This is a genomic window from Solibacillus sp. iso_87 (genome assembly GCF_056173085.1).
Genome location: NZ_CM149656.1, coordinates 1,146,389 through 1,158,446 on the forward strand (window position 1 = coordinate 1,146,389; position 12,058 = coordinate 1,158,446).

Sequence of the window (12,058 nt, forward strand, 5' to 3'; positions counted from 1 at the left end):
AACTATTTAATTTCGATGAGCAAGTGTTTTGATTATTTGTTCAATGGAATTGGACCTTTGGCGAATATCACAAATTTTAAAATGAAAAAAATGAAGTCCGTCTAAAACGTCGTATTTTACGGCAATGACAGGCTGACCCACGTCCTGTGGGCCTCAAAAGAAATCTGGGCGCAATTGCATGTAGATGTAAATGTCTCCATTTTTTTCAATGAAAACTCGTCTTTTGTTTAACCAATACTATGAAGATTTAAAACAAACAAAGACGTTAGGGAGGATACGATGAGCAAAGTTACGTCGATCATTGAAGAGCTAGTGACACCGATCGTGGAAGAGCTTGATTTGGAATTAGTTGATATCGAGTTCGTGAAAGAAGGACGCGACTGGTTCCTTCGTATTTATGTTGACACACCAGAAGGCGGCATTGATATTTTACAATGTGCACAAGTGAGTGAACGTTTAAGCGAGAAGTTGGATGAAAATGATCCAATCGAGCAAAACTATTACTTAGAGGTTTCTTCACCAGGAGCGGAACGTCCGTTAAAGAAACAACAGGACTTTGAAAAAGCAATCGGCAAATATATTTATGTAAAAACTTATGAACCAGTTAAGGATTTAAAAGAATTCTATGGTTATTTACGCGAATATACAGATGAATTTTTAGAAATCGAATTCCGTATTAAAACTCGTAAAGTTACAGTACAAATTGAAAAAGAAAAAATTGCGCAAGCGCGTCTTGCTATCGATTTTTCAGATAAGCAAATTTAGGAGTGAAAACAAAAATGAGTAGTGAATTACTAGATGCCCTAACTGCCCTTGAAGAGCAGAAAGGTATTTCAAGAGATGTATTAATTGAGGCGATTGAGGCGGCTTTAGTAACGGCGTACAAACGTAACTTCAACCAAGCGCAAAACGTTCGCGTGGATCTTAACCTAGAAACAGGTTCAATGGTTGTTTATTCTCGTAAAGACGTAGTAGAAGAAGTAGAAGACGATCGTCTGGAAATCGCATTGGAAGATGCGAAATTCATTAATGCAGCTTATGAAATTGGTGACGTCGTAGAAGAAGAAGTAACACCACGTAACTTCGGACGTATCGCGGCACAGACTGCTAAGCAAGTTGTTACGCAACGTGTTCGTGAAGCTGAGCGCGGTTTAATTTATGAAGAGTATGTAGACCGTGAAGATGACATCGTAACAGGTGTAATCGAGCGTCAAGATGCACGTAATATTTATGTGTCAATCGGTAAAGTGGAAGCGGCATTACCTGTTAACGAACAAATTCAAGGTGAAGTTTATAAGCCAACATCACGCATCCGTGTTTACATTACAAAAGTTGAGCGCACAACACGTGGTCCACAAGTAATCGTATCTCGTACACATCCTGGATTATTGCGCCGTCTGTTTGAAATGGAAGTTCCAGAAATTTATGATGGCACTGTTGAAATCAAATCAATCGCGCGTGAAGCGGGAGACCGTTCAAAAATCTCTGTATATGCACATAATGAAGAAGTAGATCCTGTAGGTTCATGTGTTGGAGCTAAAGGTGCACGTGTGCAAACAATTGTAAACGAATTAAACGGTGAGAAAATCGATATCGTAGAATGGTCAGAAGATCCGGTTGTATTCGTTGCAAACGCACTAAGCCCTTCAAAAGTTCTGGACGTTCAAGTAAATGAAGAAGAAAAGTCAACAACAGTTGTCGTACCGGATTACCAATTATCACTAGCGATTGGTAAGCGCGGACAAAATGCTCGTTTAGCAGCAAAATTAACGGGCTGGAAAATCGACATCAAGAGTGAAACAGATGCACGCGAATTAGGAATTTATCCTTCTGAAACGAGCACATTCGTTCCACGTGAAGATGCAGAAGAAGTACAATTTGATTTATATGGTGATGACGAAGAGTAAGCCATCATTTGGAATGATTTTGCAAGGAGGGTAAGCAATATGGTCGTTAATAAAAAAATTCCTTTACGCAAATGTGTTGCAACAGGCGAGATGCTTCCGAAAAAATCAATGATTCGGGTCGTTCGTTCAAAAGAGGGCGAAGTGACTGTTGATATTACAGGAAAAAAATCCGGTCGTGGAGCATATGTTTCTAAAACGGAAGATGCTGTTGAAATGGCGCGTAAAAAGAATATTTTAGATCGCCAGCTTGATGCAAAAGTGCCGGATGAGGTGTATGAAGAGTTGCTAACGCTAATCCGCCGGGAGTCGATTTTATGACAAACCAGGCATTGCTACAGCTATTAGGTTTAGCGGCACGTGCACGAAAAACAATATCCGGAGAAGAGCTTGTCGTAAAGGAAATCCGCAACGGCAATGCAAAACTTGTCTTTTTAGCTTCGGATGCTTCGGCAAATACGAGCAAAAAGATTCAGGATAAATGTACGTTTTATAAAGTTGAGTATTATGTTTTCGGAGATCGATATGATCTTGGACATGCTACCGGGAAGGAAGCCCGTGTAGCGATTGCTATTACAGATAGCGGATTTGCTAAAAAAATGTCTAGTCTACTCAACGAAAATTAATCGGGGGTGAGCAGATGAGCAAAGTAAGAGTTCATGAATATGCGAAAAAGGTAAATAAAACAAGTAAAGAAGTTATTGAGGTACTTGCAAAACATAATCTGCCGGTGAAAAATCACATGGCGGTCATTGATGAGCAGGCGGTCTCAAAACTAAATTCTGTCTTTAAGCAAGCAGTGGAACCAACGAAAGATTCTCCTGCAAAGACACCTGCCAAAGCTTTAAATGTAACACCAAAACGCGGTGAACAAGGGCAGAAGAAAGCGCAGCAAGGTCAAAAGCAGGATCGTCCACAATCTGCTTCAAATAACCAACAACCGAACAAAGCTTCAAACGCCCAAGGGCAACCAAAATCGCAACAAGGCGAAAAAATAAGAAATGAAAAAGGTAACCAAAATCGAAATATGACACAAAATAACAATAATAACCGCAAAGGCGGATCTAACCCAAATAACAGTAATAATAAAGGCGGTAACACGCAAAATAAAGGCGGCTATCAACAACGTAGAAAACCAGGTATCAATGGTGGTAAACGTCGTACGCATCGCCCTGCACCACAACCAATGGTGCAAAAGGAATTACCGGAAAAAATTACTTTCTATGAAAGTTTATCAGTTGCAGAACTTGCAAAAAAATTACACCGTGAGCCATCGGAAATTATTAAAAAATTATTCATGCTTGGCGTAATGGCAACAATTAACCAAGAGCTTGATAAGGATGCAATTGAGCTAATCTGTGCAGACTACGGGGTAGAAGTAGAAGAAGAAATCCGTATCGACAAAACAGATTTAGATACGTACTTCGATGATTCAATCGTGGAAGTTGACGAGAATGCATTAGAAGAGCGCCCACCAGTTGTAACAATCATGGGACACGTTGACCACGGTAAAACATCATTGCTTGACTCAATCCGTAAAACGAAAGTTACAGCGGGTGAAGCAGGCGGTATTACTCAGCATATCGGTGCATACCAAGTAGAAGTTAACGGGAAGAAAATTTCATTCCTTGATACTCCTGGACACGCGGCATTCACAACAATGCGTGCGCGCGGTGCATCAATTACAGATATCGCAATTATCGTAGTTGCAGCAGATGACGGTGTAATGCCTCAAACAGTTGAAGCGATCAACCACGCAAAAGCTGCAGAAGTACCAATTATCGTGGCAATCAACAAAATGGATAAACCATCTGCCAATCCTGACCGTGTACAACAAGAATTAACTGAGCACGGATTAGTTCCTGAAGCATGGGGTGGAGATACAATCTTCGTACCAATTTCAGCACTAAAAGGTGAAGGTATTGACCAGCTACTGGAAATGATTTTATTAGTTTCTGAAGTAGGCGAATTAAAAGCGAACCCGACTCGTTCAGCAATCGGTACAGTAATTGAAGCACAGCTTGATAAAGGCCGTGGTGCAGTTGCAACACTTTTAGTTCAAGATGGTACATTACGTGTTGGTGATCCAATCGTAGTCGGTCATGCATATGGTCGTGTACGTGCAATGGTAAACGATCTTGGCCGTCGTATTAAAACAGCTGGCCCTTCTATGCCGATTGAAATTACAGGCTTAAACGAAGTACCACAAGCGGGCGACCGTTTCGTAGTATTCGCAGACGAAAAAACAGCTCGTCAAGTTGGTGAGTCTCGTTCAATGACAGCTATCCAAGCGTCACGTTCAGAAAAACAACGTGTTACACTTGATAACTTATTCGAACAAATGAGCCAAGGCGAAATGAAAGAGCTAAACTTAATCGTCAAAGCAGACGTACAAGGTACAGTGGAAGCAATGGCTTCTTCATTAATGAAAATTGATGTTGAAGGCGTTAACGTTAAAATCATCCACACTGGTGCGGGTGCGATTACAGAATCGGATATCTCACTTGCTGCTGCATCAAATGCAATCGTTATCGGATTCAATGTTCGCCCTGATACAAATGCAAAACGTGCTGCTGATGAAGAAGGCGTAGATATTCGTCTACACCGTATCATCTATAAAGTAATCGAAGAAATCGAACACGCGATGAAAGGGATGCTTGATCCAGAGTTCGAAGAGAAAATCGTTGGTCAAGCGGAAGTTCGTCAAACAATTAAAGTATCTAAAGTGGGTACAATCGCAGGTTCATACGTTATCGAAGGTAAAATCGTTCGCGATGCCGGTGTACGTGTTATCCGCGAAAACGTTGTTGTGTTCGAAGGTGAACTTGATTCACTAAAACGCTTCAAAGATGATGCAAAAGAAGTTGCCAAAGGATATGAGTGTGGTATTACGATTAAAAACTACAACGACATTAAAGAAGGCGACATTATCGAAGCCTTCGTAATGGAAGAAATCGTTCGTAAATAATGATTGTATACGCAGAAGTTGAATTCATGATTCAGACTGCCCACTCATTAAAAGAAAAGCGCGCCGTCCTTCAGCGGATGGTGACACGCACGAAACAAAAATTCAACGTTTCCGTTGCTGAAATCGACCATCAGGATGTATGGCAGCGTACAAAGCTTGCGCTTGTCGCAGTGGCTTCTTCCAAAGAAGCTGCTGAACGCGAGCTTATGCGGGCTGTCCATTACCTGCAGTCAAATCCGCAATGGGAACAGCTGGATTTCTATCGTGAATATTTATAAGGTCCACTTATCGTGGCAAACTGTACTATTAATTACGCAATTTAAATGAGGTGACATTTATGTCTCTACGTTCTAATCGAGTTGCTGAGCAAATGAAAAAAGAAATTACTGAAATCATTGCGCGCAAAATTAAAGATCCGCGTGTAGGCTTCGTTACGGTTACAGATGTAGCAGTAACAGGAGACTTACAGCAAGCAACTGTTTATATTACATCGTTAGGCAATGACCGCGAACGTGCGGAAACATTGCAAGCGCTGGAAAAAGCATCCGGTTTTATCCGTTCGGAAGTTGGTTCACGTATCCGCTTACGCCGTACACCTGAACTTGCATTCGAATTCGATACAGCAATCGAATACGGAAACAAAATCGATGCATTACTACGTGGCCTACACGAAGATAAATAAAACTAAGAAGTCTGCACTGCATAACTATGCGGGCAGACTTTTTTGCATTTTTAGCACGGAAGTTTTTTGGGAATTTGAATACAGAAGTTTTGTTAAAGGAGTAAACTCTATGTTAGGTTGGAGTGACGCGTAGCGAAGGGGGGCGACTCCCAGGGGATTAAGCGTGCGCGGAAAATCCACTTTATCGCTGCCGCCATAAGAGGCAGCGATAAAGTTAGTTGGAGCCACGCCCCCAGGAAAGCGTCCCCCCGTAGCGAAGCAAAACGGATGATGTGAAAAGTACCGACTATAGAACGAACTTAAAGTAAAGAATCAATTATATATGAAATCCTCATTTCGAACAAAGGAGCAAAAAAATGAACGGTATTTTGCCATTATGGAAAGAGCGCGGCATGACAAGTCATGACTGTGTATTTAAATTACGAAAAATATTGAAGACGAAAAAAGTAGGCCATACCGGCACACTTGATCCGGGTGTAGAAGGCGTCCTGCCAATCTGTATCGGCCAGGCAACACGCATCGCCGAATATTTAACAGATACCGGCAAAACGTATGAAGCAGTCGTATCGATCGGACGCACGACAACAACAGAAGATGCGGAAGGCGAAACGGTAGAACAAAATACAGATCTCAAATCATTTACACGTGAAGAAATTTTAAACGCACTTCAAACGCTGACTGGTGAAATCGAACAAACGCCTCCGATGTTTTCCGCTGTAAAAGTGAACGGGAAAAAGCTTTACGAGTACGCAAGAGCTGGTCAGACAGTCGAGCGCCCAACACGTAAAATCAAGATTTACGAGCTGGAATTATTGAATGATGCACAAATGTTCGAAGGGGAAGAAGTGAAATTCTCGATTCGCATCAAATGTTCTAAAGGGACCTATATTCGTACATTAGCCGTACAAATTGGTGAAGCATTAGGCTACCCGGCGCATATGCATGAACTTGTAAGAACAGCGTCAGGCACATTCACGAAAGATAATTGCTTTACATTGGCCGAAATCGCGGAAATGATGGCAGCTGGGGAGCAGGAGAAGTTTCTGTTGCCGGTTGAATATGCATTATCCGACTATCCATACATTGAAATTACGGAAGACATTGAAAAGCAAATTTTCAATGGGCAAGTTCTCCCAATGCATACTTTATTAACGGAACATGATAAAATTGTATATGGTGTAGAGGGACGAGCATTTGCGGTTTACATCGCCCATCCGACAAAGAGCGGGCAAATGAAGCCGGATAAGATGTTTCCCGAAATTAATTAGGAGGCACGAGATGAACGTTATTCATTTGAAATACCCCCATCAATTAGCACAGGAAATAGAAAAAGAGGCGTACTCATTAGCAATCGGATTTTTTGATGGGGTACATAAAGGACATCAGGCGGTCATTGAAGCGGCAAAGCAAAAAGCCGAGCAGCTTAATATTAAAAGTGCCGTGATGACTTTTGATCCACATCCATCGATTGTATTAGGTAGACGTAATGAGAAAGTATTTTACATTACGCCTCTATCACAAAAATTAGATACTTTAAAAAAATTAAATATCGATACAGTATTTGTTGTAAACTTTACATCTGATTTTGCAAAGCTTACACCTGAAGAATTCATTAAGTATTTTATCGTTGATTTAAATGTTCAGCATGTAACTGCCGGTTTTGATTTCTCATTTGGCTCATACGGCAAAGGCAATATGGAGCTGATGGAGCAACTGTCTAACGGCCAGTATGGTGTAACAGCAATCGAAAAGCAGCAGGATGTAGTTGAAAAAATCAGTTCCACACGCATTCGCAAAGCATTGCAGGACGGAGAAATGGAGCAGGCTCGTAATCTATTAGGCCGCGCATTTGAAGTGCCGGGAATCGTCGTGCACGGAGATAAACGCGGACGGACAATGGGCTTTCCGACAGCAAACGTCCAGGCGATGGAAGGCTGCTATATACCGGCAACAGGTGTGTATGCAGTGAAAATTTTAGTGCAAAATAAATGGTATGACGGGGTTTGTAATGTAGGCTATAAACCGACATTCAACAACCCGGATGAAAAGCAGCTGTCGATTGAAGTGCATATTTTAAATTTCAATAAAAATATTTACGGTGAAGAGGTCGTTGTCGGCTGGTATAAACGCATTCGCAGCGAACGGAAATTTAACGGCATCGAAGCTCTAATTGAGCAAATTGAATTAGATAAGCAGCAAGCGATCGCCTATTTTGAACAACTACGCTAAATAGTTGCGCATCTATAAACAATTATGGTACTATTCACTAGTACGAAATTCTCGTATGAACCTTAGCTCGGCTTTTCGCAACTCCAGCGACTGCTGTGCTATTGGGGATATCTTATTTATCAGGAGGTCATTTAAAATGGCAATTACACAACAACGTAAAAACGAAATTATCGCTGAGTACCGCGTACACGAAACAGACACTGGTTCTCCAGAAGTACAAATCGCTGTATTAACTGCTGAAATCAACGCTTTAAACGCTCACTTAGCTACTCACAAGAAAGATTTCCACTCTCAACGTGGTCTTCTTAAAATGGTAGGTAAACGTCGTCATTTATTAAAATATTTACGTGAAAACGACGTAGCTCGTTACCGTGAATTAATTACTAAACTTGGATTACGTCGCTAATACGTCGTTAATCTGACAATAAAAAGCGGGATTTTTCCCGCTTTTTATTATGTTTGAAAAGATTTAGCTTTCCGAATCAATGGTGCGATGTTTAACTTCTTTGAGCAGGTGTCAACACGCCTGTTGAAAGAAGTTAAACCATTGCTGGAGAGCCAAAGATATTTTATTAAATTTATCAATATTTTAATCAAAAAATTTAGCATAGAAAACGCTTTTTTGATACACTAACTATGGTACATAATATGATACGTAGAGTGTTTCAATAAGAAAGGGGTTCATTTAATGAACGAAAAAAAGGTCTTTTCGTATGAATGGGCAGGCCGTCCACTTGTAGTAGAAGTAGGACAGCTAGCAAAACAAGCAAATGGTGCTGCAATGATCCGCTACGGCGAAACAGCAGTTTTAGCTACTGCGACAATGTCAAAACAGCCAAAAGCATTAGATTTCTTCCCGTTAACAGTTAACTTTGAAGAACGTCTTTATGCAGCAGGTAAAATCCCAGGTGGTTTCATTAAACGTGAAGGACGTCCATCAGAAGCAGCAGTATTAACTTCTCGCTTAATCGACCGTCCGATCCGTCCAATGTTCCCGGATGGTTTCCGTAATGAAGTACAATCAATTTTAATGGTTATGTCAAATGATTCAGACTGCCCTGCAGATGTAGCGGCAATGTTTGGTTCTTCATTATCATTAGCAATTTCTGATATCCCATTCGACGGACCGATTGCAGGTGTACATGTGGGATATATCGACGGTGAATTCGTTGTGAACCCGACTATAGAACAATCTGCAAAATCGACTGTTCACTTAACAGTAGCAGGTAACAAAGACGCGATTAACATGGTAGAAGCAGGTGCTTTAGAAGTAACTGAAGAAATCATGCTTGAAGCGATTATGTTCGGTCATGAAGAAATTAAAAAGTTAATTGCTTTCCAAGAGCAAATTGTTGCTGAAGTTGGAAAAGAAAAACTGGAAGTAACATTATATGAATTAGATGCAGACTTAACAGCAGCGATCAAAGCTGAATGTGAAGCTGATATGAATACAGCGATCCAAACAGTGGACAAGCAATTACGCCAAGAAAATATTACAGCAGTAAAAACTCGTGTTATCGAATCTTATGAAGCGCAGGAAGCTGACGAAGATACGATGAAACAAGTGAATGCTATTTTAGATAAAATGGTAAAAGACGAAGTGCGTCGTCTAATTACAGAAGATAAAGTACGTCCGGATGGTCGTAAGCAAGATGAAATCCGTGCACTTTCTTCTGAAGTAGATCTATTACCACGTGCACACGGTTCAGCATTATTCACACGTGGACAAACGCAAGCATTATCAATTTGTACTTTAGGTGCTTTAGGTGACGTTCAAATTATTGACGGCTTAGGTATTGAAGAATCAAAACGCTGGATGCACCACTACAACTTCCCACAATTCTCAGTTGGGGAAACAGGTCGTTACGGTAGCCCAGGCCGTCGTGAAATCGGTCACGGTGCATTAGGTGAGCGTGCGATTTTAGCGGTAATGCCAACTGAAGAGGAATTCCCGTATGCAATTCGTTGCGTATCGGAAGTATTGGAATCAAACGGTTCTACTTCTCAAGCATCAATTTGTGCATCAACAATGGCTCTTATGGCTGCAGGTGTACCAATTAAAGCACCGGTTGCAGGTATTGCAATGGGTCTTGTTAAAAAAGGCGAGCACTATACTGTATTATCAGATATCCAAGGTATGGAAGACCACCTTGGCGACATGGACTTTAAAGTGGCAGGTACAGCTAAAGGTGTAACAGCACTTCAAATGGACATTAAAATCGATGGTCTGTCTCGTGATATTTTAGAAGAAGCATTAACTCAAGCGAAAATCGGCCGTATGCACATTTTAGAGCATATGATGTCAACGATTTCAGAGTCTCGCACTTCATTATCACAATACGCACCAAAAATCGTTTCAATCAAAATTAATCCTGACAAAATCCGCGACGTAATCGGACCGGGTGGTAAAGTAATCAATAAAATTATTGATGAAACAGGCGTTAAAATTGATACAGAACAAGATGGTACAATTTACATCGCTTCAGCTGATGAAGCAATGATTAACCGTGCTAAAGAAATGATCGAATCAATCGTACGCGAAGCTAAAGTAGGCGAGTACTACATGGCAACAGTAAAACGCATTGAAAAATTCGGCGCATTCTGTGAAATCTTCCCAGGTAAAGACGGCTTACTGCACATTTCTGAAATTCAGGAAGAACGTACGAAAGAAGTAGAAGACGTATTAAAACTAGGCGATGAATTACTTGTGAAATGTATCGAGATCGATAAACAAGGTCGCGTAAACTTATCACGTAAAGTAGTTATCAAAGAAGAAAAAGAGCGCGCAGAACAAGGGAAATAATTGAAACAAGCGTATCAAAACAAGATAAAAAGGGAGGTTGTACACTATTGTACAGCCTCTTTTTTAAATAACTTATGGAACGAATGCTAAGAGCGTCACATTGTATGACAACGTATTCTTGTTCAAATATCCTGTGGAACTTCAAATTGGAATACTACAGATTTTTAGTCATACTTATAATTTATTAGCCGAAATAAAGGAGAAATTTATGGTACAAGTAATTACAGCAAAAAATGGCGTGCGCATTGTCACAGAGCAAATGCCGCATGTCCGGTCATTATCGGTCGGCATTTGGGTCAATGCAGGCTCACGCTACGAAACAAAAGAAGAAAATGGGATTACCCATTTTATCGAGCATATGCTTTTCAAAGGAACGAAAAACCGTACAGCCCGTCAAATTGCGGAAGAGTTTGACCGCATCGGAGGAGAGATTAATGCCTTCACATCGAAGGAACATACATGCTATTACGCAAAAGTGCTCGACCATCATGGGGAGCTAGCAATCGAGATTCTGGCCGATATGTTCTTTAACTCTTTATTTGCAAAAGAAGAAATTGAACGTGAACGCCAAGTTGTCCTTGAAGAAATCTATATGAGCGAAGACGATCCGGCAGATGATGTCCATGAAAAATTATGGGGTGTCATGTTCCCGGATGATGCGCTGGGCCGTCCGATTTTAGGGACACCGGAAACGCTGGCAACATTTGATGAAAAGATGATCCGCACTTATATGGCGAAACATTACGGCCCTCAAAATGTTGTTATTTCGATTGCAGGGAATATTGAAGAGAGTTTACTGGAAAAAGTGGAAGCATTATTCGGAAACTATGAAGCAAGTGAAGAATCAGTAGTTTCCAAACCGTCTTACCCGACATTTACACCAGGGGAAGTTGAAAAATTGCGCGATACCGAACAGGCGCATATTGCAATTTCATTCCCGGCGATTGCGGTAAAAGATCCGAAAATGTACAGCTTTATTGCGTTGAATAATATTATCGGCGGCAACATGAGTTCACGTCTGTTCCAGGAAGTGCGTGAAGAGCGCGGATTGGCGTATTCTGTGTTCAGCTACCAGTCGAGCTATGAAGATGTAGGGACGTTTACGATTTATGCATCGGCATCGAAACAAAATCTGGATGCATTAAAGCAGCAGATCGACCAGACGTTATTTGACCTTGTGGCAGGAGGGGTAACGGAAACCGAGCTTGAAAATGCGAAGGAGCAGTTAAAAGGCGGCTTTGTTTTAGGGCTTGAAGGAACGGAAGACTTTATGAACCGTAATGGAGTCAATGAACTGATCCACCAAAATCACCGTTCAGTCGATGAAGTACTGGCTAAAATCGATGCGATTTCGATGGAAACGATCGATGAGTTAATTACACAAATTTTATTATCCGAACCGGCAATTGCGATTATCGGACCGGAAAACGAATAACAAAAGGACAGCGCGTGCTAGCAGTTAGCATACGCTG

Annotated in this window: 12 protein-coding genes; all 12 read left to right on the forward strand. The window is 41.1% G+C overall.

What is annotated here, in order from left to right:
• The first annotated feature begins 279 nt into the window (after positions 1-279).
• The 12 genes from rimP to AC0VXV_RS05640 all read left to right on the forward strand — a co-directional run bounded on the left by rimP (position 280) and on the right by AC0VXV_RS05640 (position 12,021).
• On the forward strand, positions 280-765 hold the full coding sequence (gene rimP / locus AC0VXV_RS05585) for a ribosome maturation factor RimP (RefSeq protein ID WP_475530676.1): 486 nt from the start codon (positions 280-282) through the stop codon (positions 763-765).
• 14 nt (positions 766-779) lie between these two features.
• Positions 780-1,907 (forward strand): transcription termination factor NusA, encoded by a 1,128-nt coding sequence (nusA, locus tag AC0VXV_RS05590; RefSeq protein WP_079525286.1) that lies wholly within the window; start codon positions 780-782, stop codon positions 1,905-1,907.
• Between the two features lie 39 nt (positions 1,908-1,946).
• The gene (gene rnpM / locus AC0VXV_RS05595) at positions 1,947-2,225 is read left to right on the forward strand and encodes an RNase P modulator RnpM (RefSeq protein ID WP_008403237.1); all 279 of its coding nucleotides are present in this window, start codon (positions 1,947-1,949) and stop codon (positions 2,223-2,225) included.
• Positions 2,222-2,530, forward strand: a complete 309-nt coding sequence (locus tag AC0VXV_RS05600; protein WP_475530677.1) for a YlxQ family RNA-binding protein — start codon at positions 2,222-2,224, stop codon at positions 2,528-2,530. The genes rnpM and AC0VXV_RS05600 overlap by 4 nt, the downstream gene beginning before the upstream one ends.
• A gap of 14 nt (positions 2,531-2,544) precedes the next feature.
• Positions 2,545-4,872, forward strand: a complete 2,328-nt coding sequence (gene infB, locus AC0VXV_RS05605) for a translation initiation factor IF-2 (RefSeq protein ID WP_475530678.1) — start codon at positions 2,545-2,547, stop codon at positions 4,870-4,872.
• On the forward strand, positions 4,872-5,150 hold the full coding sequence (locus AC0VXV_RS05610; RefSeq protein WP_079525294.1) for a DUF503 domain-containing protein: 279 nt from the start codon (positions 4,872-4,874) through the stop codon (positions 5,148-5,150). Before infB ends, AC0VXV_RS05610 begins: the two co-directional genes overlap by 1 nt.
• A 59-nt stretch (positions 5,151-5,209) precedes the next feature.
• Positions 5,210-5,554, forward strand: a complete 345-nt coding sequence (gene rbfA, locus AC0VXV_RS05615; protein ID WP_079525296.1) for a 30S ribosome-binding factor RbfA — start codon at positions 5,210-5,212, stop codon at positions 5,552-5,554.
• A 356-nt stretch (positions 5,555-5,910) separates the two neighbouring features.
• Complete coding sequence (truB, locus tag AC0VXV_RS05620; RefSeq protein ID WP_475530679.1) at positions 5,911-6,822, forward strand: tRNA pseudouridine(55) synthase TruB; 912 nt, start codon at positions 5,911-5,913, stop codon at positions 6,820-6,822.
• 10 nt (positions 6,823-6,832) lie between these two features.
• A complete protein-coding gene (gene ribF / locus AC0VXV_RS05625; RefSeq protein ID WP_475530680.1) occupies positions 6,833-7,783 on the forward strand; it encodes a riboflavin biosynthesis protein RibF in 951 nt (316 codons plus the stop codon).
• Between the two features lie 136 nt (positions 7,784-7,919).
• Complete coding sequence (gene rpsO / locus AC0VXV_RS05630; protein WP_079525302.1) at positions 7,920-8,189, forward strand: 30S ribosomal protein S15; 270 nt, start codon at positions 7,920-7,922, stop codon at positions 8,187-8,189.
• A 282-nt stretch (positions 8,190-8,471) separates the two neighbouring features.
• Positions 8,472-10,586, forward strand: a complete 2,115-nt coding sequence (gene pnp, locus AC0VXV_RS05635; RefSeq protein ID WP_475530681.1) for a polyribonucleotide nucleotidyltransferase — start codon at positions 8,472-8,474, stop codon at positions 10,584-10,586.
• A 208-nt stretch (positions 10,587-10,794) separates the two neighbouring features.
• Positions 10,795-12,021, forward strand: a complete 1,227-nt coding sequence (locus tag AC0VXV_RS05640) for a M16 family metallopeptidase (protein ID WP_475530682.1) — start codon at positions 10,795-10,797, stop codon at positions 12,019-12,021.
• Positions 12,022-12,058 lie beyond the last annotated feature (37 nt).